Annotated in this window: 21 protein-coding genes; 11 read left to right on the top strand and 10 right to left on the bottom strand. The window is 64.0% G+C overall.

What is annotated here, in order from left to right:
- Nucleotides 1-198 precede the first annotated feature (198 nt).
- Both AC4FWB_RS12380 and AC4FWB_RS12375 read left to right on the top strand, forming a co-directional pair.
- Nucleotides 199-759, top strand: coding sequence for a DUF1003 domain-containing protein (locus tag AC4FWB_RS12380; RefSeq protein ID WP_491026322.1), 561 nt, complete (start codon nucleotides 199-201; stop codon nucleotides 757-759).
- Entirely contained in the window at nucleotides 760-1,368 is a 609-nt protein-coding gene (locus AC4FWB_RS12375) for a DedA family protein (protein WP_491026320.1), read from the top strand. It abuts the gene before it with no gap.
- Nucleotides 1,369-1,396: 28 nt separating this feature from the next.
- On the opposite strand, the gene AC4FWB_RS12370 is transcribed toward AC4FWB_RS12375, so the two are convergent.
- Entirely contained in the window at nucleotides 1,397-1,756 is a 360-nt protein-coding gene (locus tag AC4FWB_RS12370) for a diacylglycerol kinase (RefSeq protein WP_491026319.1), read from the bottom strand.
- Nucleotides 1,757-1,833: 77 nt separating this feature from the next.
- Entirely contained in the window at nucleotides 1,834-2,253 is a 420-nt protein-coding gene (locus tag AC4FWB_RS12365; protein ID WP_491026494.1) for a GFA family protein, read from the bottom strand.
- 322 nt (nucleotides 2,254-2,575) lie between these two features.
- Here AC4FWB_RS12365 and AC4FWB_RS12360 point away from each other — a divergent pair, with 322 nt between their 5' ends.
- From AC4FWB_RS12360 to AC4FWB_RS12350, 3 genes are all read left to right on the top strand, one after another.
- Nucleotides 2,576-3,646: a GGDEF domain-containing protein gene (locus AC4FWB_RS12360; RefSeq protein ID WP_491026318.1), complete on the top strand. Its 1,071-nt coding sequence runs from the start codon at nucleotides 2,576-2,578 to the stop codon at nucleotides 3,644-3,646.
- Between the two features lie 79 nt (nucleotides 3,647-3,725).
- Entirely contained in the window at nucleotides 3,726-4,103 is a 378-nt protein-coding gene (locus AC4FWB_RS12355; RefSeq protein WP_491026317.1) for an antitoxin Xre/MbcA/ParS toxin-binding domain-containing protein, read from the top strand.
- Nucleotides 4,063-4,830 (top strand): RES family NAD+ phosphorylase, encoded by a 768-nt coding sequence (locus AC4FWB_RS12350; RefSeq protein ID WP_491026315.1) that lies wholly within the window; start codon nucleotides 4,063-4,065, stop codon nucleotides 4,828-4,830. The genes AC4FWB_RS12355 and AC4FWB_RS12350 overlap by 41 nt, the downstream gene beginning before the upstream one ends.
- Here the strand turns inward: AC4FWB_RS12350 and AC4FWB_RS12345 are convergent.
- From AC4FWB_RS12345 to AC4FWB_RS12330, 4 genes are all read right to left on the bottom strand, one after another.
- Nucleotides 4,827-5,531 carry a hypothetical protein gene (locus AC4FWB_RS12345; protein ID WP_491026314.1) on the bottom strand — a complete coding sequence of 235 codons (705 nt, stop codon included), beginning with the start codon at nucleotides 5,529-5,531 and terminating at the stop codon, nucleotides 4,827-4,829. The genes AC4FWB_RS12350 and AC4FWB_RS12345 overlap by 4 nt on opposite strands.
- Before the next feature lie 192 nt (nucleotides 5,532-5,723).
- Complete coding sequence (locus AC4FWB_RS12340; protein WP_491026313.1) at nucleotides 5,724-7,097, bottom strand: class II 3-deoxy-7-phosphoheptulonate synthase; 1,374 nt, start codon at nucleotides 7,095-7,097, stop codon at nucleotides 5,724-5,726.
- A 214-nt stretch (nucleotides 7,098-7,311) separates the two neighbouring features.
- On the bottom strand, nucleotides 7,312-10,809 hold the full coding sequence (gene mfd, locus AC4FWB_RS12335; protein ID WP_491026312.1) for a transcription-repair coupling factor: 3,498 nt from the start codon (nucleotides 10,807-10,809) through the stop codon (nucleotides 7,312-7,314).
- A 13-nt stretch (nucleotides 10,810-10,822) separates the two neighbouring features.
- Complete coding sequence (locus AC4FWB_RS12330; protein WP_491026310.1) at nucleotides 10,823-11,110, bottom strand: succinate dehydrogenase assembly factor 2; 288 nt, start codon at nucleotides 11,108-11,110, stop codon at nucleotides 10,823-10,825.
- A 314-nt stretch (nucleotides 11,111-11,424) separates the two neighbouring features.
- Between AC4FWB_RS12330 and recG the strand changes: the two genes are divergently transcribed.
- Nucleotides 11,425-13,533 (top strand): ATP-dependent DNA helicase RecG, encoded by a 2,109-nt coding sequence (gene recG, locus AC4FWB_RS12325; protein ID WP_491026308.1) that lies wholly within the window; start codon nucleotides 11,425-11,427, stop codon nucleotides 13,531-13,533.
- Here recG and AC4FWB_RS12320 read toward each other — a convergent pair.
- Complete coding sequence (locus AC4FWB_RS12320) at nucleotides 13,485-14,243, bottom strand: DUF502 domain-containing protein (protein WP_491026307.1); 759 nt, start codon at nucleotides 14,241-14,243, stop codon at nucleotides 13,485-13,487. The genes recG and AC4FWB_RS12320 overlap by 49 nt on opposite strands.
- 280 nt (nucleotides 14,244-14,523) lie before the next feature.
- Between AC4FWB_RS12320 and AC4FWB_RS12315 the strand changes: the two genes are divergently transcribed.
- Complete coding sequence (locus tag AC4FWB_RS12315; RefSeq protein ID WP_491026305.1) at nucleotides 14,524-14,811, top strand: GIY-YIG nuclease family protein; 288 nt, start codon at nucleotides 14,524-14,526, stop codon at nucleotides 14,809-14,811.
- Between the two features lie 158 nt (nucleotides 14,812-14,969).
- On the opposite strand, the gene glmS is transcribed toward AC4FWB_RS12315, so the two are convergent.
- The 3 genes from glmS to AC4FWB_RS12300 form a co-directional block, all read right to left on the bottom strand.
- Nucleotides 14,970-16,793, bottom strand: coding sequence for a glutamine--fructose-6-phosphate transaminase (isomerizing) (gene glmS, locus AC4FWB_RS12310; protein WP_491026304.1), 1,824 nt, complete (start codon nucleotides 16,791-16,793; stop codon nucleotides 14,970-14,972).
- Between the two features lie 228 nt (nucleotides 16,794-17,021).
- Nucleotides 17,022-18,389 carry a bifunctional UDP-N-acetylglucosamine diphosphorylase/glucosamine-1-phosphate N-acetyltransferase GlmU gene (gene glmU / locus AC4FWB_RS12305; protein WP_491026303.1) on the bottom strand — a complete coding sequence of 456 codons (1,368 nt, stop codon included), beginning with the start codon at nucleotides 18,387-18,389 and terminating at the stop codon, nucleotides 17,022-17,024.
- 147 nt (nucleotides 18,390-18,536) lie between these two features.
- On the bottom strand, nucleotides 18,537-19,283 hold the full coding sequence (locus tag AC4FWB_RS12300; RefSeq protein ID WP_491026302.1) for a cytochrome c biogenesis CcdA family protein: 747 nt from the start codon (nucleotides 19,281-19,283) through the stop codon (nucleotides 18,537-18,539).
- Between the two features lie 165 nt (nucleotides 19,284-19,448).
- Between AC4FWB_RS12300 and AC4FWB_RS12295 the strand changes: the two genes are divergently transcribed.
- The 4 genes from AC4FWB_RS12295 (at nucleotide 19,449) to AC4FWB_RS12280 (ending at nucleotide 25,467) form a co-directional block, all read left to right on the top strand.
- Nucleotides 19,449-19,826 carry a COG4315 family predicted lipoprotein gene (locus AC4FWB_RS12295; RefSeq protein WP_491026301.1) on the top strand — a complete coding sequence of 126 codons (378 nt, stop codon included), beginning with the start codon at nucleotides 19,449-19,451 and terminating at the stop codon, nucleotides 19,824-19,826.
- A 314-nt stretch (nucleotides 19,827-20,140) separates the two neighbouring features.
- On the top strand, nucleotides 20,141-22,708 hold the full coding sequence (gene topA / locus AC4FWB_RS12290) for a type I DNA topoisomerase (protein ID WP_491026299.1): 2,568 nt from the start codon (nucleotides 20,141-20,143) through the stop codon (nucleotides 22,706-22,708).
- A gap of 6 nt (nucleotides 22,709-22,714) precedes the next feature.
- Nucleotides 22,715-25,021, top strand: a complete 2,307-nt coding sequence (gene rnr, locus AC4FWB_RS12285) for a ribonuclease R (protein WP_491026298.1) — start codon at nucleotides 22,715-22,717, stop codon at nucleotides 25,019-25,021.
- Nucleotides 25,021-25,467 carry a DUF983 domain-containing protein gene (locus AC4FWB_RS12280; protein WP_491026297.1) on the top strand — a complete coding sequence of 149 codons (447 nt, stop codon included), beginning with the start codon at nucleotides 25,021-25,023 and terminating at the stop codon, nucleotides 25,465-25,467. Before rnr ends, AC4FWB_RS12280 begins: the two co-directional genes overlap by 1 nt.
- Nucleotides 25,468-25,588: the final 121 nt, after the last annotated feature.

Here is a 25,588-nt window from a genome sequence, read left to right as displayed (position 1 = left end):
CGCCTGTCCCAACCAATCTATCACTTCCCGTCCGGGTCGGCAGCCTCTACCTCTATGAGCAATTCCAGGAAAAGTGCATTGCGGTTTTCCGTCCGGAATTGCGCGGAAACATATGAGCAATTCCAGGAAAAGTGCGCTGCGGTTTTCCGTCCGGAATTGCGTGGAAACGACTATGCAGTCTCTGACGAGGAGAGGACAATGAACAAGACGGTCGAGGATCTGGCGAATCGCTGGCTGAAGCGGAAGCCTGACGGTCTTAGCGCCCTCGAAAGCCGGGTGCTGCAAAGCGCCATCGATCGCACAACCGTCACCCGCGACACCAACAAGGCCGTCGCCTTCCACCAGACCTATGGCGACCGCGTCGCCGACACCATCGCGCGGATCGGCGGCTCCTGGACCTTCATCCTCGGCTTCATCGCCTTTCTGATCCTGTGGACCTTCGGCAATGTCTGGATCCTGACGCGCGACGCCTTCGATCCCTACCCCTTCATCTTTCTCAATCTCGTGCTCTCCATGATCGCCGCCCTGCAGGCGCCGGTGATCATGATGTCGCAGAACCGCCAGACCGAACGCGACCGCATCGACGCCGCCCATGACTACGAGGTCAACCTGAAAGCCGAGATCGAGATCATGGCCCTGCATGAGAAGCTCGACGAACTGCGCCACAGCGAGATCATCGGCATGCGCGACGAGATCCTGCGCATGGCCGAGCAGATCAGGCGGATCGATGAGAAGCTCTCGGCACGATCGGCAAGCTGAATGACCGAGGCCATCCACCGTCTCGTCGAACAATACGGGCTGGTCGCGGTCTTCCTGGGCTGCGTCGCCGAGGGCGAAAGCGCCGCCATCCTCGGCGGCTTCTTCGCGCATCAGCAGGTTTTCGTGCTTTGGCAGGCTTTCGTGGCAGCCTTTCTCGGCGCCTTCGCCGGCGACACGTTCTTCTTCACCCTCGGCCGCAGCTTTGCCGATCATCCCTACGTACGCAGGCTGCGCAGGCGGCCTGGCTTCCGCCGCGCCTACCGGCTGCTCAACACCCATCCCAACATTTTCGTGCTGACCAACCGCTACGTCTACGGAATGCGCCTTGTCGGCGGCATCGCAGCCGGGCTGTCGACCGTGTCGGTACCGCGCTTTGTCATCCTGAACGCCATCTCATCGGCGGTCTGGGCGGCCCTGTTCGGCACCGTCGGCTACGTCTTCGGATTGGGCGCGGAGCGCATGGTCGGCCAGGCGTTCGCCCGTCACGAGCGCCTGCTGATTGCGCTGGCCGTTGGTCTCGGGGTGGCTATCCTTGCCTGGCTGGTCGCCCACCACTTTGCCCGAAGGGAACGCGTCAAGGATGCAAGCGACAATCAGGCAAATCGCTGATCAGAGGGCAACGGCTATGCCGGAGGGATCAGATCGGCGCTCCTGCGATGCGTTCGATGACGGCGATGACCCAGACACCAGCGGCGATCAGGATCGAAATCAGCACGGCCAGCGAGCCGCAATCCTTGGCGAGCTGGATATCGATGTGGAACTCGCGGGAGATGGCATCGCACGCCGCCTCGATGCCGGTGTTGAGCACCTCGACCATGATCAGGAGCAGGACCGCGCCGATCAGCAAGGCATAGCCGCGCCAGGATACCGAGATGAACCAGCCGGCCGGCATGGCGAGCGCAAGCAGCAGCAACTCCTGCTGGAATGCCTTTTCATGGGCAGCCAGCTTGCGGAAGGCCCGCACCGAATTGATGAAAGCGTCGATCAGCCGCTGCATGCCCAGCCTCGTTTCGAATCACCGTCAGGGGATATCGCAACGGCCGGATCAAGGGAATAAGGCAGCCGCTCCAAAAATCATTCGTCCGCGACCTTTATTGACGGCGTCGACTTCTCGAACTGCGGCAGTCCGTCATCGATCGCATAATAATCTCCCTTGTCGCCGACGAAGATATGGCTCTCGGCCGACAGACCGCTCGGCCTGTCGAACGAACCTGCCATGATCGAGATGGTGTCCAGTTCGTTGTGCTTCCAGAACAGCACCGAGCCGCAACTGCGGCAGAAACCACGTTTCGCAACTTCGGAAGCGCCATACCAGGTGAGCGCATCGGCTCCTTCGATGTCGATATCGGCATCTTTCGAGGACGTCGCGGCAACGAAATGGCCGGTTTGCTTGCGGCATTGCGAGCAATGGCAATACACCACGCCGCGCAAGGGGCCCCTCGTCATGAAGCGCACCGCCCCGCACAGGCACGATCCGCTGTGATTTCCATCCATCCCGGCCTCCATTGACATCGTTCGTCGCGATCGTTGCCGGACAGAATTCCAGCTTTCCGATCGCCTGGCGCAGGCAAATGCGACACCGAAAAGGCGTGTTTCAAAAGCCATGTCCACGCCGGATTGCAGCCTGTGGTAGCAAAGATGGTGAGGAAAAGCAGGCCATTAAGGAAACTTTAGCGCAACTGCATCTATGGTTCCTGCAAGCGAAGGTCGTGTTGGGGACGCGCCCTCGCATTTACAATTCTTGTTCAAATCCCCGCATAGGCGACTCCCGGCGGTGGCAGGTCTCCGGTCGCACTGAAGGGTAGTGAAACAGACTATGCAACCGGCAGCCGTCCCGATCGACAGAAATGGCGACATCGCCAGCACCGTTGTGGCGACCATGCGCCAGCTCGGCGTGCTCGGCCTGCCGCGCAACTACGAGATCTTCTACGAGGCGCTGAGCGGCAGCAATCACGAGCTCAGCCTTGCCGTCGTGTCGTTGAGCAACCGGCCAACGCAGGAGGAACTCGACAGCATCGGACGCACCTTCTTCCCGCAGCACCATGGGCCAGCCATTGTCGAGCACGCCCGCGAGATGGTCGCCAAGGAGCTCGAGGACATCGCCGCGCTGTTGCGCAGCGAGCGCACCCATATCGAGAAATACGGCCGCATCCTTCACGAGACGTCGAGCGGCTTGAGCAATCGCAGCCTGCTTTCCCAGGACCTGCTGCAGAAGATCGCCGGCGCCATGTCGACCGCCACCAGCTCGACGCTGGATCACAACCGCCAGATCGCCAGCACGCTCAGCGAAAAGACCGCCGAGCTCGAAAGCGTCAAATCCAAGCTCGAGGAATACAAGCGGCTCGCCGATACCGACCCGCTGACGCAGATCTGGAATCGCCGCGCCTTCGACAAGGAAATCACGCACATCTACAACAGCAATCGCGGCATCCTGTTCAACGCTCTGATCCTTGCCGATATTGATCGCTTCAAGGACATCAACGACCGTTACGGCCATCCGGTCGGCGACAGGATCATCCAGATCGTCGCCGAAATCTTCCAGTCCAGCGTTCGCGCCGATCTGTTCGTGGCCCGCACCGGCGGCGAGGAGTTCGCGCTCATCGTCGAAGGCGCCGGCGAGGACGCCACTTACCAGATCGCCGAGCGCATCCGAGTGCTGATCGAACAGACGCCATTCACCAGCAGCCAGACTGGCATGAACTACGGTACGGTGACGGTGTCCATGGGCATCTGCATGGCTTCCGAGGCCGACAGCCCAGAGGACCTCTACACCAAGGCCGACCGCGCGCTCTACCGCTCCAAGGTCAGCGGCCGCAACCGCGTGACCAGGTATTCCGCCATGGCCGGCCGTGCCGGCAAGGGTTGGCTGCTCTACAAGAAAGACTGATCTCAACGGACGCACCGCCACCCTTTCCAAATGAATTTTTGTGGACTATATTTTCCACAGAAATGAAACAGGTGCGCTCATGCAACGTCCAGTCGTCGCCGCGACGGCGGCGGAGAATGCCGTCATCACCAAGGCCACGCTGCGCGCGGCCGACCTGCTCGACATCACAGCGAGAACGCTGGCGCTGGTCATCGGCGTCTCGGAAGCGACGGTCTCGCGCATGCGCAAGCAGGAATTCCTGCTCGAACGGGGCACCAAGCCGTTCGAGCTTGCGGTGCTGTTCGTCCGCCTGTTCCGCTCGCTCGACGCCATCGTCGGCGGCGACGAGACCGTCGCCCGGGCATGGCTGAAGAACCCGAACACGGCGCTCGACGGCACGCCGCTCGAAAAGATCCTGACCATTACCGGACTTGTCGATGTCATTGCCTACCTGGACTCCCGGCGCGCTCTCGTCTGAGGCCGTCAGGCTCGAAGGCAAGTATTGGCGGATGGTCGAGGCGCAGCATCGCGTCTCGACGCTGAAGCTCGTCGACACGCTCGACGAGCAAGGTCTGCTCGAGGACCTCATCGAGGAGACCAAGCCGCAGATCCCGCTCGAATGCCGCCATCTTCACTATCTGCTCGCGACGCCCTTCCGCTACGGTTCGATCTATCCGTACGGCTCGCGTTTCCGCCGCGCTGGCAAGACGAAAGGCGTCTACTACGCCGCCGAGACGGTGCTGACGGCGGTGGCGGAAATGGCCTTCTACCGCCTGCTGTTCTTCGCCGAATCGCCGCAGACGCAATGGCCGAATGACGCGGCCGAATACACCGCCTTTGCGGCGGCGATCAAATGCGAGAAGGCCGTCGACCTCACCCGGCCGCCGCTCGACCGCGACGAGAAGGCGTGGACGCATCCGACCGACTATGCCGCCTGCCAGGCCATTGCCGACGTGGCGCGCGAGGCCGAAATGCAGGCGATCCGCTACCGCTCGGCGCGCGATCCGAAAGGCGCCAACATCGCGCTTCTCACCTGCAGGGGCTTTGCCAAGGCCAAGCCGCTCGAGCCTCACACCTGGCGCATCCGCATCGGCTCGCTCGGGGTCCAGGCAATCTGCGAATTTCCGGACAAGCGGCTCGAATTCTCAAGAACCAGCTTCCTCGACCCGAGGCTGGCGAACATGCGCTGGGAGCGCGCACGTTAAGCTAAAATGTTCACCGCACGCGCCGCCACCAACGCGATCGTCAGCAGCGAGATCATCGCCTCGGCCATCATCAACAGCTTCGCGCGCTGGCTGAGCGGCAAGGTGTCGGTCGGCGAGAACGCCGTCGCATTGGTGAAGGCCAGGAAGACATAGTCGACAAAGCCGGGCAGCCAGCCCTGGATCTCGCGGTCGGGCAGCGTCATTTGCGGGAACAGGAAATCGGCATGCGCGCGCTTGACCAGGCCGCAGGTCGGCGGGCCGCCGCGGTCGGTGCTCCAGAACCACAGCGCGAAGACGATGACGTTGGTGACCCAGATATTCAGCGCATCGACGAGCAGCGTCGTGCCGGCGCCGGCATGGCCTTCGAGCAGCGCCCTGACCAGTAAGGCCAGCGAGCCGCAATTCATGATGCTGATGACGCCGGTCATGACCAGGGCGGTGCGGCGGATGAAGACGCGAAACCGGCCGATCGCGTACCAATGCTCGTGATCCACGGCCTTCTGCGTCGCCATTTGCGTCCAGGCCGTTGCGATCGACAAGGGCACGAGCAGCGCCGCTTCGATCGCGGGGGCGAGCCAGCGCGGACCGAACGACAGGTCGTTGATGACGAGAAGCTGCAGGCAGATGACGACAAGCACCGCGCCGCGCGCCGACCAGAAGTCGATCGCGCGGTGATGGATGATGGCATGCTGGTGACGCATGGCGGAACCTGTATCGTGCGCGCGGCCTCTCGGCCGCGGCGGCGATAGCTCCACCTCAATCTTGGTCTTGCGATGGTCGCGGAACTATAAATTTTCGTAAGGTTTGGCGGGACGATGCCCCGCAGGACCGGTCCCATACGAAAAGAGCGCCGGGGGAAATCCGGCGCTCTGGTTCGATCGCCAGCAGGCAGCTCAGGCGCTGGCAGCCTGCTTGTGCTCGACCGGATGGCTCTTCTTCAAAAGGTCCGAGACAAGGAAGGCCAGTTCGATCGCCTGGTCGGCGTTGAGGCGCGGATCGCAATGGGTGTGATAGCGGTCCTGCAGGTCTTCCGCAGTGATCGCGCGGGCGCCGCCGGTGCATTCGGTGACGTTCTTGCCGGTCATCTCGACATGGATGCCGCCCGGATGCGTGCCCTCGGCGCGATGCACCTCGAAGAAGGTCTGCACTTCCTTGAGGATGCGGTCGAAGGGCCGCGTCTTGTAGCCGGCCGCCTCGATCGTGTTGCCGTGCATCGGGTCGGACGACCATACCACGCTGCGGCCTTCCTTCTTCACTGCCCGCACCAGCTTCGGCAGATGCTCGGCGACCTTGTCGGAGCCGAAGCGCGCGATCAGCGTCAACCGTCCCGGCTCGTTCTCCGGGTTGAGCAGGTCGATCAGTTCGAGCAGGCCGTCCGGCGTCAGCGACGGCCCGCATTTCAGGCCGAGCGGGTTCTCGATGCCGCGGCAATATTCGACATGGGCATGGTCGGGCTGGCGGGTGCGGTCGCCGATCCAGATCATGTGGCCCGAGGTCGCGTACCAGTCGCCGGAGGTGGAATCGACGCGGGTCAGCGCCTCCTCGTAGCCGAGCAGCAGCGCCTCGTGGCTGGTGTAGAAATCGGTCTCGCGCAGCGCGAAGTTGGTTTCCGACGTGATGCCCACCGCGCGCATGAACTCCATGGTCTCGGTGATGCGGTTGGCGAGCGACTCGTATTTCTCGCCCTGCGGGCTGTCGGCGACGAAGCCCAGCATCCAGCGATGCACGTTCTCGAGGCTGGCATAGCCGCCCTGCGCGAAGGCGCGCAGAAGATTGAGCGTCGCCGCGGACTGGCGGTACGCCATCTCCTGCCGTGCGGGATCCGGGATGCGCGAGGAAGCGTCGAATTCGATGCCGTTGATGATGTCGCCACGATAGCTCGGCAGCGTCACGCCGGCCTTTGTCTCGTTGTCGGAGGAGCGCGGCTTGGCGAACTGGCCGGCGACGCGGCCGACCTTCACCACCGGCTGCGCGCCGGCGAAGGTGAGCACCACCGACATCTGCAGGAAGACGCGGAAGAAGTCGCGGATGTTGTCGGCGCCATGCTCGGCAAAGCTCTCGGCGCAGTCGCCGCCCTGGAGCAGGAAGGCTTCGCCGGCGGCGACCGCCGCCAGTTGCTTCTTCAGCTTGCGCGCCTCGCCGGCAAAGACCAGCGGCGGATAGGTGGCGAGCCGCGCTTCCGTGGCCTGCAGCGCCCCAACGTCCGGATAGGCAGGGACCTGCTTGATCGGCTTTGCTCTCCACGAATTCGGCGACCATTTCGTCATCGCTGCACCCAAACGCCCTTCCAGAGCAATTCCAGGAATGTGAACGGTTTCCGTCTGGAATTGCTTCAAAAAACAGATGAGCAGGCACCCTCGCCCGCGTCTTCAACCCCGATATGGGGTGGCGGCTCCTTACACGAAGCCGATTTCCTATTCTAGCCGGGAATTTCAGCAGTGGCGAACGCCTTCGCCTGCCAAAGCGCCGCAGCGAAAGCCGTTAGGCGGCTTTGTCGATCAATCGCGCCAGTTGCGTCATGACAACAGCCGAGCCGGCCAACCGCTTCTCAGCATTCGGCCAGTCGCGGATGAAGACGACGCTGTGGTCGGCCCTGATCTTGGCCAGCGAGCCCTGCTCGCCGATGAACTTGACCAGCCCGACCGGGTTGGGAAACTCGCGCTTGCGGAAATGGATGACGACACCCTTGGGGCCGGCGTCGAGCTTCTCAACATTGGCCCTGCGGCAAAGCGCCTTGATGAAGACGATCTTCAGAAGATGCGTCACCTCTTCCGGCAGCGGCCCGAACCGGTCGATCAGCTCGGCGCCGAAGCCATCGATCTCCTCGGTGGTTTCGAGATCGCCGAGGCGGCGGTAGAGCGCCATCCTGAGCTGCAAATCGGGCACATAGCTTTCCGGGATCATGACGGCGGTGCCGACCGCGATCTGCGGCGACCAGCCGCCATCCTGCACCTCGCCGGAATCCTTCACCTCGGCCACCGCCTCTTCCAGCATCTGCTGGTAGAGCTCGAAACCGACCTCCTTGATGTGGCCGGACTGCTCTTCGCCCAGCAGATTGCCTGCGCCACGGATGTCGAGGTCGTGGCTGGCAAGCTGGAAGCCGGCGCCGAGCGTGTCGAGCGACTGCAGCACCTTCAGCCGCCGCTCGGCCGTGTCGGTGAGCTTGCGGTTGGCCGGCAGCGTGAACAGCGCATAGGCGCGCACCTTGGAGCGTCCGACGCGGCCGCGCAGCTGGTAGAGTTGCGCCAGGCCGAACATGTCGGCACGGTGGATGATCAGCGTGTTGGCGGTCGGGATGTCGAGCCCGGATTCGACGATGGTCGTCGACAGGAGCACGTCGTACTGGCCGTCATAGAAGGCGTTCATGATGTCGTCGAGCTCGCCGGCCGGCATCTGGCCATGGGCGACCGCTACCTTCAACTCCGGCACGGATTCCTTCAGGAAATCATGGATTTCGGCAAGATCGCTGATGCGCGGCACGACATAGAAGGAATGGCCGCCGCGATAGCGTTCGCGCAGCAGCGTCTCGCGGATGACCAGCTGATCGAAGGGCGAGATGAAGGTGCGCACCGCCATGCGGTCGACCGGCGGCGTGGCGATCAGCGACAGCTCGCGCACGCCGGTCAGCGCCAGCTGCAGCGTGCGCGGGATCGGCGTCGCCGAAAGCGTCAGCACGTGCACGTCGTTCTTGAGCTCCTTCAGCCGCTCCTTGTGCTTGACGCCGAAATGCTGCTCCTCGTCGATGATCAGCAGGCCGAGATTCTTGAACGAGATCGAAGACCCGAGCAGCGCGTGCGTGCCGACGACGACGTCGACCGTGCCGTCGGCGACACCCTTCTTGGTCTCCGCCAGTTCCTTGGAACCGACCAGGCGCGAGGCCTGCGCGATGCGGATCGGCAGGCCGGAGAAGCGCTGCGAGAAGGTCTTGAAATGCTGGCGCGACAGAAGCGTCGTCGGCACGACGACCGCGACCTGGAACCCTTCCATGGCCGCGATGAAGGCGGCGCGCAGCGCCACCTCCGTCTTGCCGAAACCAACGTCGCCGCAGACCAGCCGGTCCATCGGCTTGCCGGCGCCAAGATCGTCCATGACGGAATCGATCGCCGTCTGCTGGTCGTCGGTTTCCTCGTAAGGGAAGCGCGCGGCGAACTCGCCATAGAGGCCGTCGGCCGGAATCATAGCGGGCGCTGCGCGCATCTGCCGCTCGGCGGCGATGCGGATCAACTGTCCGGCCATGTCGAGCAGGCGCCGCTTCAGCCGCGCCTTGCGCGCCTGCCAGGCGCCGCCGCCGAGCTTGTCGAGGGGCGCTTCGGCGGAATCGGAACCGTAGCGCGACAGAAGCTCGATGTTTTCGACCGGCAGGAACAGCCGGTCGTCGCCGGCATAGTGGATTTCCAGGCAGTCATGCGGCGCGCCCACCGCCTCGATGGAGCGCAGGCCGATGAAGCGGCCGATGCCGTGATCGGCATGGACGACGATATCGCCAGACGACAGCGACGACGCCTCGGCGATGAAGTCCGAAGCGCGCTTCTTGCGTTTCGAGCGGCGGATCAGCCTGTCGCCGAGGATGTCCTGCTCGGCGACGACGACCATGTCGTCGGTCTCGAAGCCGGATTCGAGCGGCAGCACGGCGAGCCCCGCCTGCCCCGGCTCCAGCTTTTCAACCTCGGCAAGCGTGGCGACCGGCTTCAGATTGCCGAGATGATGTTCGGCGAGGATCTGGCCGAGCCGGTCGAGCGAGCCTTCCGTCCAGCCGGCAACGATGACGCGGCGGCGCGCTGCGCGCTCGTCGGCAATATGCTTCACCACGACGTCGAAGACGTTGGTATTGGGGTCGGCGCGCTCCTCGGCAAAGCTGCGCCCCTGCCGCGAACCGGCGTGGAATACCTTCTTGGCTCCCACATCGGGCGCATCGAAGACGGTAAAGTCGATGTCTTCGCGCGGGCCGAGCGAAGCTCTGAGATTTTCCGGCGAGAGATAGAGCAGATCCGGCGCCACCGGCTTGTAGGGCACCGCGTCCTTCAGCGCGGCGTCGGCCTGCTTGCGGCGTGCCTCATAGTGGTCGAGGATCAGCGTGTGGCGCTCGGCCAATGCCTCATGCGCCAGATGGTCGAAGACCACCGGCGCATCCGGCAGGTAGTCGAAGACGGTTTCCAGCCGCTCGTAGAAGAAGGGCAGCCAGTGCTCCATGCCGGCAAAACGCCGGCCTTCGCTGACCGCGGCATAGAGCGCGTCGTCGCGCGACGGCGCGCCGAAGGCCTCGATATAGGAGCGGCGGAAGCGGCTGATCGTCTCCGGCGTCAGCGCCACCTCGCTCATCGCCTGCAGCGCCATCGATTTGCGCTGCCCGGTGGTGCGCTGGGTGGCGACGTCGAAAACGCGGATCGATTCCAGTGTATCGCCGAAGAAATCGAGCCTCAGCGCCTCGCTCCAGCCGGGCGCGAACAGGTCCAGGATGCCGCCGCGTACCGCGAACTCGCCGACGTCGCGCACGGTCGGCACGCGCTCGAAACCGGAAGTCTCCAGCCTTGCGATCAGCACGTTCATGTCGATCTGGTTGCCGGGCTTGGCATGGAAGGTCTGCGCTTCGATCAGCCCGGCCGGCGGAATGCGCTGCAAGAGCGCGTTGGCGGTGGTGAGGATCACGGCGCGGTGCGGCTTCCGGGCGAGCGCAATGATGGCGGAAAGCGCATCGAGCCGCCGCGCGGCGGCATCCGCGCCGGGCGAAACACGGTCGTAAGGCAGGCAGTCCCAGGCCGGCAGTTCCAGCACCGGCAGGCCGGGCGCGGCAAAGGCCAGCGCATCGATGATGGCCGGCAACCGCTGGCCGTCGCGCGCGACGAACAGCACCGGCTTGTCAGGGGCGATCTCCTGCGCCGTCCGCACCAGCGCGAAGGCTTCATAGCCGTCGGCGACGCCGTCGACGATGAACTGGCCGGCGCGGCCCTTGGGCAGGCCGATGGAAGGAATGAGGCTCATACTTATGCGTTTTTCAAAGTGTCATGGTCCGGCGCGACGCCAGGATCTTTTGCAGCACCGTGCAATCGATATCGGGCGGAACCGGGCGCTCGCCGGTGACCATCGGCAGGAATTCGGTGTCGGGGATTTCGAGGAGCTTTTCATATTGGTCGATTTCGTCGCCGGTCAAGGCGCCGATCTCCGCATCGGCGAAGGAACCGAGGATCAGGTCCATCTCGCGCATGCCGCGATGCCAGGAGCGGAACAGGAGCTTGCGGCGGCGAGCATCCAGCCCCTCGCTTGATCGCTGTGTTCCGGTCATCGCGCCGCATCCCTGTTCGAAGCGGCGCATATAGCGTGGATAGAGGACGGTGTCAGCCTTGCAAGGAAAAGTAAGACGCCCGACAATCCACCTTCAATGATTGCATTCCTTCGCGCCCCCCTCTGTCCTGCCGGACATCTCCCCCACTTGGGGGGAGATCAGCCGGCGCCTCCGCTTTCGCCAATCTTCAATGTTGCAGAACGGGCGCAGCGCGAAAGCTGCCAATCTCCCCCCTTGTGGGGGAGATGTCCGGCAGGACAGAGGGGGGCGCGAAGGAACTCGGCTCATGTAATTTTGCGATCGGCGCAACACTGATGCGTCCCTCGATTCTTGACCCACTCTTCGTCCCGATAACCTCGCTTGCCGGCATTGGCCCGAAAGTCGGGACCATGATCGAACGGGTCGTGCCCGCCGACCTCGGCGACCGTCCCGCACGCGCCGCCGACCTTCTGTTCCTGCTGCCGAATACCGTGATCGACCGCCGCAACCGGCCCGGCATTGCGCTTTCCGCCGAAGGCCAGATCGTCACGCTCGAGGTGCGGGTCGACCGCCATCAGCCGCCGCCCCCGCGCAACAGGTCGGTGCCCTACCGGGTCTACGCCCATGACGACACCGGCGAAGTCGCGCTGACATTCTTCCATGCTCATGCCGCCTATCTGCAAAAGATGCTTCCCGAGGGCGAGCGTGTCGTGATCTCCGGCCGCATGGAATGGTTCAACGGCCGCCCGACCATGGTCCATCCCGACCATATCGCTCCGATCGACGAGGCCGAGGGCCTGCCGCTGGTCGAGCCCGTTTATCCGCTCACCGCCGGGCTGTCGGCGAAGGTGCTGCGCCGCGCCATCGGGCAGGCGCTCGGCCGCTTGCCGGAACTGCCGGAGTGGCAAGACGACGCCTTCATGCGCCGGCATACTTTTCCCACCTTCAGCGATGCGCTCACCCGCATCCACAATCCGAAAGATCCGATCGATGTCGCCGTCGAGGGATCGGCCTGGCGGCGACTTGCCTATGATGAGTTCCTGGCAGGCCAAGTGTCGCTGGCGCTGGTGCGGGCCAGAATCCGCCGTCTGTCGGGCCGGCCTCTCGTCGGTGACGGTCGCATCGTCGAGAAGCTGCGCGCGGCCCTGCCCTACAAGCTCACCCCCAGCCAGGAATTCGCGCTCGGCGAAATCAATGCCGACCTCGCCGATCCCGAACGCATGCTGCGTCTGCTGCAAGGCGATGTCGGCTCCGGCAAGACGGTGGTCGCGCTGCTCGCCATGGGACGCGCGGTCGAGGCAGGCGGTCAGGCGGCCCTTATGGCGCCGACCGAGATCCTGGCGCGCCAGCATTTGGCGACGATCGCACCGCTGGCGGAAAAAGCCGGGCTGCGCGTCGCTATCCTGACCGGCCGCGAGAAGGGCCTGGAGCGCACAGAGACGCTGGAGGGACTCGCCAGCGGCACCATCGACATCGTCGTCGGCACGCACGCGCTGTTCCAGGAAACCGTGACGTTCCACGACCTCGTCCTTGCCGTCGTAGACGAGCAGCATCGTTTCGGCGTCCATCAGCGGCTGGCGATCACCGCCAAGGGCGACGCGCCCGACATGCTGGTGATGACGGCGACGCCAATCCCGCGCACGCTGGTGCTGACCGCCTTTGGCGACATGGATGTCTCGAAGCTGACCGAAAAGCCGGCAGGCCGGCAACCGATCCGCACCGTGACGCTGCCGATGGAACGTCTGGACGAACTGGTCGGGCGCATGGTTGACGCCGTCACCGAAGGCCAGAAGATCTACTGGATCTGCCCGCTGGTCGAGGAATCCGAAGAAATCAAGTTGATGTCGGCGGAGGACCGTTTCGCTTCGCTGAAACCTCTGTTCGGCGACCGGATCGGCCTGGTTCACGGCCGCATGAAGGGCGCCGAGAAGGACGAGGCGATGCGCGCTTTCAAGCTAGGCGAGACGCGCATATTGATCGCAACCACCGTCATCGAAGTCGGTGTCGACGTGCCGGACGCGACGATCATGGTCATCGAGCACGCCGAGCGCTTCGGCCTGGCGCAACTGCATCAGTTGCGCGGCCGCGTCGGACGCGGCGACAAGCCATCCTCCTGCGTGCTGCTCTACAAGGACCCACTCGGCGAAACGGCGAAGCGCCGGCTTTCAGTGATGCGCGAGACCGAGGACGGCTTCCGCATTGCCGAGGAGGATCTAAAACTGCGTGGCGAAGGCGAGCTGCTGGGCACCCGCCAGTCCGGCACGCCGGGCTTCCAGGTGGCGCGCATCGAATTCCATGCCGACCTGCTCGAAGCTGCCCGTGATGACGCAAGGCTTATCCTGTCGCGCGATCCGGAACTGCAGTCCCAGCGCGGCCAGGCGTTGCGCCTGTTGCTCTACCTGTTCGGACGCGACGAGGCGGTGCGCTTGCTGCGCGCCGGCTGAGGCCCGGCGCCGAGTGGCGGGTTGGCAAGCGGGCCCTCGATCCGTTCGCCGTTCAGCGTCACCAGCTTGGTCTTGACCTCCGGCGCCACCATGCCGGCCGAAACGATCAGCTTGGCGCCGTCCTCGATGGTCATGTCGAGCGGCACGATCTCGGATTTATGCACATACATCAGGAAGCCGGTGGTCGGGTTCGGCGTGCACGGCATGAACACCGCGATCAGCGGATCGCCCTCCTGGTCGAGCTTCTGGTTGATCTCGGTTTCCTTCTCGCTGGCGACGAAGACCAGCGACCAGACACCTTTGCGCGGGTACTCGACCAGCCCGACCTGGCGGAACATTTCGCCCTTGTTCGACAGCACCGTCTCAAAAATCTGCTTCAGCGAGCCATAGATGCCGCGCACCAGCGGCATGCGGCCGAGCAGCCGCTCGCCGAAATTGACGATGGCGCGGCCGACGATGTTCGCCGTCAGGAAGCCGATCAGCGTGATCAGCACCAGCGCGACGATCAGTCCGAAGCCGGGAACCGGGAATGGCAGATAGGTGTCCGGGTTGTAGCGCGCCGGGATGTAGGGCTTCACCCAGGAATCGACCCAGCCGATCAGCGACCAGGCGATATAAGCGGTGATCGCCAGCGGCGCGCAGACGATGAAGCCGGTCAGGAAATAGTTCCTGAGCCGGGTCATGCCAGAGGTCTTCAGGTGGTCGGACATGGGTTCACCGCGGCGCAGGTTGCAGCGCCGAGATTAGTGAACCGCGATGCTGTTTGGAACTGCGAAGTTTTTAAAGAACTAGTTCTATGACGTGGCTTTCAGTGTTCCAAATGGAAGCTGCTTCCGTTCGCGATTAGCCGAGGCATCCTTCCCTTCGTCATCCACGGGCGGAGCAGGAGCGATGCTCCTGCGCAGACCCGAGGATCCATTCCGTGACGTCGGCCAAAGAACGCAACCCGTCAAGATAGCCGCCTGATCGTCGATCCGTTATCGTTCACGCATGACGGGCTATGTCTATATGACTGCGAGCAAGAAACGCGGCACCATCTACATCGGTGCCACAAACGATCTCGGCCGTCGGATGCCGGAACACAGGTCCGGCGAGGGCTCGCGCTTTACCGGGCGCTACGGCGTGCAACGCTTAGTCTGGTACGAGGAGTATTTCGACATCCGTGATGCCATGCAGCGCGAGAAGTCGCTGAAACGCTGGCCGCGCCAATGGAAGATCGAACTGATCGAGAAGGCCAATCCAGAGTGGTTCGAGCTTTTCCGCGGCACCGGGTGGTAGCACCTAATTCTGCACTGCCTTGATCCGCCCAAACGTCACGGAATGGATCCTCGGGTCTGCGCAGGAGCTTCGCTCCTGCTCCGCCCGAGGATGACGAAAGAAGGGACCATCGGCAGCTGTACTTCGAGCTACTGTGTACAAAGCGAGCAGTGACGGTCCTACTCCACCGTCACCGACTTCGCCAGATTGCGCGGCTGGTCGACGTCCGTGCCCATGAACACAGCGGTGAAATAGGCGAGCATCTGGATCGGCAGCGCGTAGATGATCGGCGAGATGATCTCCGGCACGTCGGGCAGGACGATCGTCTCCATCGTCTTGATGCCCGCCTGCGCCGCACCCTTGGCGTCGGTGATCAGGATGATCTTGCCGCCGCGCGCCGCCACTTCCTGCATGTTCGACACCGTCTTTTCGAAGATGCGGTCGTGCGGCGCGATCACGATCACCGGCATGTTCTCGTCGATCAGCGCGATCGGCCCGTGCTTCAGCTCGCCGCCGGCATAGCCTTCGGCGTGAATGTAGGAGATTTCCTTGAGCTTCAGCGCCCCTTCCATGGCGAGCGGGAAGTTGGTGTCGCGGCCGAGATAGAGCACGTCCTTGTAGCGCGAGAGCTCGCGCGAGATGCGTTCGATCTGCTCGTCGAGCTTCAGCACCTGGGTGGCGAAGCGCGGCGCCTCGGAGAGCTCACGCACCAGCTGCCTCTCTTCGTCGCGCGAGATCGTGCCGCGCGCCACGCCGGCCCGCACGGCGAGCGAAGCCAGCACAGAGAGCTGGCAGGTGAACGCCTTGGTCGAGGCGACGCCGATTTCCGGCCCGGCCAGCGTCGGCAGCACGACGTCGGATTCGCGCGCCATGGTCGATTCGCGCACATTGACGACGGCGCCGATCTTCATGCCGGCCTGGCGGCAGTAGCGCAGCGAGGCCAGCGTGTCGGCGGTTTCGCCCGACTGCGAGATGAAGAAGGCCGCATCGTTGGCCGACAGCGGCATCTCGCGGTAGCGGAATTCCGAGGCGACATCGATATCCACCGGCAGCCGCGCATAACGCTCGAACCAGTATTTGCTGATCAGCCCGGCGAGATAGGCGGTGCCGCAAGCCGAGAGCGCCAGCCGTCCGATCTTGGCGAAGTCGAAGGGCAGCTCGAGCGGCTTCGACACGCCCGAGACGAAATCCACATAATGCGCCAGCGTGTGCGAAATCACCTCCGGCTGCTCATGGATTTCCTTTTCCATGAAATGGCGGCGGTTGCCCTTGTCGACCATGAAGCTGGTCGACAGCGACTGCTGGCGCTTACGGTCGACCTTGTTGCCGTCGATGTCGTAGATGGTGACGCTGTTGCGGCGCACTTCCGCCCAGTCGCCGTCTTCCAGATAGGTGACCGCGTTGGTGAACGGCGCCAGCGCGATGGCGTCGGAGCCCAAAAACATCTCCCCCTCGCCATGGCCGACGGCCAAAGGCGGACCGTTGCGGGCGCCGACGATCAGATCCTCGTCGCCCTTGAACATGATGGCCAGCGCAAAGGCGCCCGAGAGCCGCTTCAGCGCCTGGTGCGCCGCCTGGACCGGCTTCAGCCCCTTGGCGAGCTCCCGCGCCACCAGATGGGCCACGACCTCGGTGTCGGTCTGCGAGGAGAAGGTGTAGCCGTCATGGACAAGCTCGTCCCGCAGCTCGGCAAAATTCTCGATGATGCCGTTGTGGACGATGGCGACGCCCTCGGAAAAATGCGGATGCGCGTTGGTTTCGTTCGGCACGCCATGCGTTGCCCAGCGCGTGTGGCCGATGCCGATCGTGCCGTCGAGCGGGTCTTCCTTCAGCCGGCGTTCCAGATTGATCAGCTTGCCTTCGGCGCGGCGGCGGCCGAGCGCGCCCTTCTCGATGGTGGCGACGCCGGCCGAGTCATAACCGCGATATTCGAGCCGCTTCAGCGCATCGACGATGAGCGGCGCGACCTGCGAATGGCCGACAATTCCGACGATACCGCACATGCGCTGCCCCTATTCCCTGCGGAAACCCAGCGCTATCTAAGGATTGCCGGATTGCCGCGAAAGTCACTTTGCGTTTCGTTCCGTGTCACCGGAACAGTCTGCGACTGATGCACCATGACACGCAGCGCTTGCAATCGGGTTACCGCAATCGCTCGGCTTTTCGCAGCGCAGGTTCCCGATTGTTCATCGTTGGCGACAGCGGAGCTGGCGTGAAAACCGCCATTAAGATCACTCGGCGGCTTTCTTCTTCGCCGCGGCGGCCGATGCGAAGCGCTCGCGCAATTCCTTGCCTTTGCCGGGCAACGTCTTCTGGCGGGCGCGGCCGAAGGCCAGCGCGTCGTCGGGCACGTTTTCGGTGATCACGCTGCCCGAGGCGATATAGCCGCCCTTGCCGATCGTGACCGGCGCGACCAGCGAGGAGTTCGAGCCGACAAAGGCGCCCTCACCGATATCGGTGAAGAATTTCGAGTAGCCGTCGTAATTGCAGGTGATGGTGCCGGCGCCGATGTTCGCGCCAGCGCCGACGCGCGCGTCGCCGATATAGGTCAAGTGGTTGACCTTGGCGCCCTCCTCGATCGTCGCCTGCTTGACCTCGCAGAAATTGCCGACCTTGGCCTTTTGCTTCAGATCGGCGCCGGGCCGCAGCCGCGCGAACGGCCCGACATCGCAGTTGGAGGCGATCGTGGCCCCCTCGATATGGCTGAAAGCGTGTATCTTGGCGCCCGAAGCGATCCTGACACCCGGTCCGAACCAGACATTCGGCTCGACAATCGTGTCGGCGCCGATTTCGGTATCGTGCGAGAAATAGACGGTTTCGGGCGCAATCAGCGTCACGCCGGAAAGCATCGCCTCGCGCCGCCGGCGCGCCTGCCAGATCGCCTCCGCCTCGGCCAGTTCGGCCCGGTTGTTGATGCCGAGCGCGCTCTCGAAGCTGGCCTCCGTGGCAACGACATCGAGGCCCTCCGCGCACGCGATCTCGACGACGTCGGTGAGGTAGAACTCGCCCTTGGCGTTGCTGTTGCCGACCTTGTCGAGCAGTCGAAGCGCATGCTTGCCGGCCACCGCCATCATCCCGGCATTGCAGAAGCCGATCTTCTTTTCCGCCTCGGAACAGTCTTTTTCTTCGCGGATGGCAACCAGCCGACCGCCCTTTTCGATCAGCCGGCCATAGCCGGTCGGATTGGACGGACGAAAGCCGATCACCGCGACTGCGGCACCGTCCGCCAGTTTCTGCCGCGCGGCGGCCAATGCTCCCGCGTCGATCAGCGGCGTGTCGCCGAACATGACGAGAATGTCGTCATAACCCTTTGATATCGCTTCGCGGGCGGCCAGCACGGCATGCGCGGTGCCGAGCCGCTTCTCCTGCACGAAGGTCCCGGCCTTCGGCGCGAATTTCTGCGCCGCCTTGCGCATCTCCTCGGCGCCATGGCCGATCACCAGCGCCAGACCCGTCGCTCCGGCGGCTTCCGCCGCTTTCACCACATGCGCCACCATCGGCAGGCCGGCAATGGCGTGCAGCACCTTGGGCATCGCGCTTTTCATGCGCGTGCCTTCGCCGGCGGCGAGGATGATGGACAGGCAGGATCTCTGGCTCATGTAAGGGCAACCGTGTGAAAGAGCTGAATCAAGGCATGCTAGCAGCGGTGTGATGCTGCACCAATGCGGTTAAATTCCGGTGAGATCGTGCAGCAGCTCACTCTTAATCAGCGGTCTGCGGTTCGATCCTGTGAACGAAGTGGCAAATTACCCCAGCCGTCCCAGCGCCGGGAAATTCTCCAAGAGCCAGTAGGACGCGCTTTGCACGCCGCCGGTGAGGAAAAACACCCCGGCGACGACAAGCAGCGCGCCGATAGCCTTCTCGACGCGGCCGAGATGGACGCGGAATTTGCCGAGGAAACGCATGAAGGCACCGGAAAACAGCGCCGCGATCAGGAAGGGAATGCCGAGTCCGAGCGAATAAGCGGCGAGCAGCAGCGCGCCCTCGCCCACCGTCTCCCGGCCGCCGGCCAGCGTGAGGATCGGTCCCAGCACCGGACCGATGCAGGGCGTCCAGCCGAAGGCGAAGGCCAGTCCCATGACATAGGCCGCGATCATGCTGGCGGGCTTGCCCTGCGACTGAAAGCGCGCCTCGCGCGACAAAAGCGGGATGCGCAGGATACCGAGGAAATTCAGGCCCATGATGATGATCAGCGCGCCCGCCACCATCGCCAGTTGTTCCTGCCAGACCCGCAACAGATGGCCGATGGTCGAGGCGCCGGCGCCGAGCGCGACGAAGACGGTGGAGAAGCCGAGCACGAAGGCCAAAGAGGCATAAAGCAGCGCGCCGCGCGCGCCTTCGCGCGCCGTCACGCCCTGATTGCCGCGGAAATCGTCGACCGAGACGCCTGCCATGTAGCAGAGATAGGGCGGCACCAGCGGCAGCACGCAGGGCGACAGGAACGATATCGCCCCTGCCCCGACCGCGCTGACATAGCCGATGTCCAATGCCATTTCGACCGCCCTGATTGTGCTGGCGTCGATATAGCGATGCGGAAGCCTCGCTGCCAATCACCATTGTGTGGCACCTCGTCGCCTTGCCGAGGAAGAAACAACCTCGCGCGTGCGTTGTATGAACAGGCGCGCGATTGCCGCGCGCTTGTTCTCAGGGAGATTGTCATGAAATCGATCGCACTCGGATTGGCGGCACTTTTGCTCGGCACCGTCGCGTCCCATGCCGCCGAGGCGTGGAAGGAGGCCGAAGTCGGCGGCAAGAAAATCTATACCGATGCCATGGGCATGACGCTTTACACCTATGACAAGGACGAGAAGGGCAAGTCCAACTGCTACGACAAATGCGCCGCCAACTGGCCGCCGCTGAAGGCCGAGGCCGGCGCCAAGGCCGATGATGAATGGACGATCGTCGATCGCACCGACGGCACCAAGATGTGGGCCTATGACGGCAAGCCGGTCTACACCTTCGTCAAGGACAAGAAGGCCGGCGACATGACCGGCGAAGGCGTCGCCGGCGCCTGGCACGTGGTCGCGGCCGACTGAATTCCCCTGGGCTGGCTGCCGGATATCTTTCCACCGGCAGCCTGCTCGGCTGCGTCGCTGATAGCGCCTGCCTCGCTTTTGTCGACTCGCACCCGTGAGCCGACCCTTCCGTGGTCCGAGACACGAACCGTCGCTTCCCGAAAAATGTGATCTTCGCCATACACTCTAAGAGTGTATCGCTTGCGCCGGGTCCGCAAATTGGCTCCTTCCCCTTGACCGATCGCAAAAGCACGGCCATGTGAGCGACGAAAAGAGTGGGATTTCGTCGTGCGCCGCGGAGTTCTTCCGCCGCCTCACAGCTGATAAGAGACCTCATGGACGTCGTCGTCGTCGAATCGCCGGCCAAGGCGAAGACAATCAACAAATATCTGGGCAAGAACTATAAGGTTCTGGCCTCGTTCGGCCATGTTCGCGATCTGCCGGCCAAGGACGGCTCTGTGCGCCCCGACGAGGATTTCGCCATGTCCTGGTCGGTCGACACCGCCTCGGGCAAGCGGCTCGCCGACATCGCCAAGGCGGTCAAGGATGCCGACGGGCTGATCCTCGCTACCGACCCGGATCGCGAAGGCGAGGCGATTTCCTGGCACGTGCTGGAAGTGCTGAGGCAGAAGCGGGCGCTCAAGGACAAGCCGGTCAGCCGCGTCGTCTTCAACGCCATCACCAAGGCTTCCGTGCTGGAGGCCATGGCCAATCCCCGCCAGATCGACGCGCCGCTGGTCGACGCCTATCTCGCCCGCCGCGCGCTCGACTATCTGGTCGGCTTCACGCTCTCGCCGGTGCTGTGGCGCAAGCTGCCGGGCGCCCGCTCCGCGGGACGTGTGCAATCGGTGGCGCTGCGCCTCGTCTGCGACCGCGAATCCGAGATCGAGCGCTTCATCCGCGAGGAATACTGGCAGATCGCCGCCATCCTCAACACGCCGCGCAACGACAGCTTCGAGGCAAGGCTGACCGCCTATGCCGGCAAGAAGCTGCAAAAACTCGACATCGCCAACAAGGCGCAGGCCGACGACATCAAGGCGATGCTGGAGGGCGCTACCTTCAAGGCGCTGTCGGTCGAAGCCAAGCCCACCAGGCGCAATCCGGGCCCGCCCTTCACGACCTCGACGCTGCAGCAGGCCGCCTCCTCGCGGCTCGGCTTCTCGGCCAACCGCACCATGCAGGTGGCGCAGAAGCTCTATGAAGGCATGGATGTCGGCGGCGAGACCGCCGGCCTCATCACCTATATGCGAACCGACGGCGTGCAGATGGCGCCGGAGGCGATCGATGCCGCGCGCGACGCCATCGTCAGCGAGTTCGGCGCAAAGTACCTGCCCGAAAAGCCTCGTTTTTACACGACGAAGGCCAAGAACGCTCAGGAAGCGCACGAGGCGATTCGCCCGACCGATTTCAAGCGCACGCCGGCATCGGTGCGGCAATATCTCGACGCCGACCAGGCGCGTCTCTACGAGTTGATCTGGAAGCGCGCCATCGCCAGCCAGATGCAGCCGGCCGAGATCGAGCGCACAACGGTCGAGATCGAAGCCGTCAACGGCGCCCGCACCGCCGAGCTGCGCGCGGTCGGCTCGGTCGTGCGCTTCGACGGTTTCATTGCCGCCTATACCGACCAGAAGGAAGAGGACGCGGAGGACGAGGAAAGCCGCCGCCTGCCCGAGATCCGAGCCAGTGAGCAGTTGGCCCGCGAGGCGATCAACGCCACCCAGCACACGACCGAGCCGCCGCCGCGCTACTCCGAGGCGTCGCTGATCAAGAAGCTGGAAGAGCTCGGCATCGGCCGGCCCTCGACCTATACGGCAATCCTGAAGACGCTGGAGGACCGCGACTACGTCGCCATCGACCGGCGCAAGCTGGTGCCGCAAGCGAAGGGACGGCTGCTCTCGGCCTTTCTCGAAAGCTTCTTCGAGCGCTATGTCGAATATGATTTCACCGCGTCGCTCGAGGAAAAGCTCGACGAGATCTCCGACGGCAAGCTCGCCTGGAAGGACGTGCTGCGCGACTTCTGGAAGGATTTTTCGGGCGCGGTCGACGACATCAAGGAACTGCGCGTCGCCGACGTGCTCGATGCGCTGAACGACGAGCTGGCGCCGCTGGTGTTCCCCGCGCGCGAAGACGGCTCGAACCCGCGCATCTGCCCGAAATGCGGCAGCGGCAACCTGTCGCTGAAGCTCGGCAAGTTCGGCGCCTTCGTCGGCTGCTCGAACTATCCGGAATGCTCCTACACCCGCCAGCTCGGCGACGCCGCCAATCCCAATGGCGAGAACGGCAATGGCGAGGACGGCGTCAGGCAGCTCGGCAAGGATCCGTACACGGCCGAGGAGATCACGCTGCGCAGCGGCCGTTTCGGCCCCTATATCCAGCGCGGCGAAGGCAAGGAGGCCAAGCGCTCCAGCCTGCCCAAGGGTTGGACGGCAGAATCGATCGACCATGAGAAGGCGATCGCGCTGTTGTCGCTGCCGCGCGACGTCGGCAAGCATCCGGAGACCGGCAAGATGATCTCGGCCGGCCTTGGGCGCTACGGCCCGTTCGTGTTGCACGACGGCACCTACGCCAATCTCGAAAGCATCGAGGATGTATTCTCGATCGGGCTCAACCGCGCCGTGTCGGTGATCGCCGAGAAGCAGCAGAAGGGCAAGGGCGGCCGCAACGGCGCCACGCCGGCGGCGTTGAAGGAGCTTGGCGACCACCCCGACGGCGGCGGCAAGATCGTCGTCCGCGACGGCCGCTACGGGCCCTATGTCAATTACGGCAAGGTCAATGCGACGCTGCCCAAGGGCAAGGACCCGCAATCGGTGACGCTGGAAGAGGCGCTCGCATTGATTGCCGAGAAGGAAGCCAAGGGCGGAGGCGGCAAGAAGCCGTTCCGCCGGGCGGCGAAGAAAGGATAGCAGGACGTGGCGCGCAGGATCTCCGGAAGAAGCCACGGCGATCCGCGCAGCGCCGACACCAGGGCCAAGGTGAAGGACGACTACCGACCCTCGCGTGACGAAATCCTGCGCTACATCGCCGAAAATCCCGATCGCTCCGGAAAGCGCGAGATCGCCAAGGCCTTCGCGCTGCGTGGCGAAGACCGCATCTGGCTGAAGGACCTGCTGCGCGACCTTCAGGACGAAGGCCTGCTGACCAAGGAACGCAAGCGTCTCACCCGCGCCGGCGCCCTGCCCCATGTTGCCGTGCTCGACATTGTCGGCCGTGACGCCGACGGCGTGCTGCTGGCCAATCCGAGCGAATACACGGGTCCCGGCTCGCCGCCTGTCATCGCCATCCGCATTTCCCGGGGAGCAAGTGGTCCCGTCCCCGGCGTCGGCGACCGCGTGCTCGCCAAGACCTTCCCGACCGACGACCCCACCGGCCCTGCCTACACCGGCCGAGTGATGAAGGTCTTCGAGAAGCGCAGCGAAGCGGTGCTTGGCGTGTTCCGCGTGCTGAAGGACGGTTCTTTCCGCATCGAGCCCGTGGAGCGGCGCCAGCCCGAACTCATCGTCGACAAGGAATTCCAGAGCGGCGCCAAGAACGGCGATCTGGTCGAGGTCGAGCCAGCGCGTGCCTCGCGGTATGGCCTGCCCCGCGCCAAGGTATTGGCGGTGCTCGGCTCGCTGACCAGCGAGAAGGCGGTCTCGATGATCGCCATCCACGCCCACGACATCCCGCACATCTTTCCAGCCGATGTGATCGCCGAGGCCGAGGCGGCAAAGCCCGCGACGCTTGCCGGCCGCGAGGACTGGCGCGACCTGCCGCTGGTCACCATCGATCCGGCCGACGCCAAGGACCATGACGACGCCGTTTTCGCCGCGCCCGATACGGACGAGAAGAACCCCGGCGGCGTCATCGCCACCGTCGCCATCGCCGATGTCGCCGCCTATATCCGCTACGGCACGCCGCTCGACCGCGAAGCGCTGAAGCGCGGCAATTCGGTCTATTTCCCGGACCGCGTCGTGCCGATGCTGCCCGAGCGCATCTCCAACGATCTTTGCTCGCTGCGCGAAGGCGAGGATCGTCCGGCCATCGCCGTGCGCATGACCTTTTCGGCGGAAGGCCGCAAGCTCAGGCACTCCTTCCATCGCATCATGATGAAGTCGGCGGCCAAGCTCGCCTACCCGCAGGCGCAAGCGGCGATCGACGGTGTGCCGGACGACAAGACGGGGCCGATCCTCGATAGCGTTCTGAAGCCCCTGTGGGATGCCTATGCCGTGCTGAAGCGCGGCCGTGATGCCCGCCAGCCGCTGGAACTCGACCTGCCGGAACGCAAGATCCTGCTCGAGCCGGACGGCACCGTCGACCGGGTCGTCGTGCCGGAGCGCCTCGACGCTCACAAGCTCATCGAGGAATTCATGATCCAGGCCAACGTCGCGGCCGCCGAGACGCTGGAAGGCAAGAAAGAGCCTCTCGTCTTCCGCATCCACGATGCGCCTTCTCTGGCCAAGCAGGAATCGCTGCGCGAATTTTTGGCAACGCTCGGCCTGTCGCTGGCGCGCGGCGCGCAGATGCGGCCGGGGCAGTTCAACGGCATTTTGGAGCGCGTGCGCGGCGCCGACAACGAGGCGCTGGTCAACGAAGTGGTGCTGCGCTCGCAAAGCCAGGCCGAATATTCGCCGAAGAATATCGGTCATTTCGGCCTCAACCTGAGGCGCTACGCGCATTTCACCTCGCCGATCCGGCGCTATTCGGACCTCATCGTGCATCGCGGACTGATCGCCGCGCTCGGCCTCGGACCCGGCGGCCTGACGCAACCCGAAGCCGATCGGCTGGAGGAAGTAGCCGCGCTGATCTCGGCCACCGAACGCCGCGCCATGGCCGCCGAACGCGACACTGTCGATCGGCTGATTGCCGCCTACCTCGCCGAGCGCATCAACGACACTTTCGACGCGCGCATCTCCGGGGTCACCAAGGCGGGACTCTTTGTCCAATTGCCGCAGTACGGCGCGGATGGTTTCATCCCGGTGTCAAGTTTGAACGGCGACTACTATATTTACGACGAAACCGCTCGATCGCTGTTCGGCGAACGCACCGGCAAGGGCTACCAGCTTGCCGACCGCGTCGAGGTTCGGCTACTCGAGGTCGCGCCGATGGCCGGCGCGATGCGCTTCGAGATGCTGAGCGACCCGAAGCCGCTGCCAGGCTCGCGACGGTCGTTTCACAAGGCCAAAGGCCGCGCCCGTGCTTCGCAGTCGCGTTTCGGGCCCCGCGGCAGGAGAAGGTGATGCCAAAGGAATTTGGTATGGAACAACAGGTTTTCGGCGGCGAGCATCATTCGGGCCGCGCCGCGCGTCCGCTGTGGACGGCAATCAAGCGCGGCCTTCTCGGCCGCTGCCCGCATTGCGGCGAAGGCAAGCTGTTCTACGCCTTTACCAAGTCCGTCGACACATGCAGCGTCTGCGGCGAGGAGCTCCATCACCATCGCGCCGACGACCTTCCGGCCTATCTGGTGATCGTCATCGTCGGCCACATCGTGGTCGGCGCCTTCATGACCGTGGAGGCGACCTCGACGCTCACGCTGTGGCAGCACGCGCTGATCTGGGTGCCGCTGACCTTTGGCCTGGCCGTCGCGCTGCTGCAGCCGGTCAAGGGCGCCGTCATCGGTCTGCAATGGGCGCTCTATATGCACGGCTTCGGCGGCGAGAAGGACGAGTTTGAACCGCATTCCTAAACCTGCAGCGGTTCTGCCTTTGATAGAAACAACGACCATCTCTCAGCATTTGTTTTTATATAATTCTGGACGGAAAACCGCTGCGCACTTTTCCTGGAATTGCTCCAGCAGCGACCTTTCG

This window comes from Mesorhizobium sp. LEGMi-168a (assembly GCF_058312955.1).
Note: the sequence above shows the minus strand (reverse complement) of the source record. Positions and strands in the feature narration are given on the sequence as shown.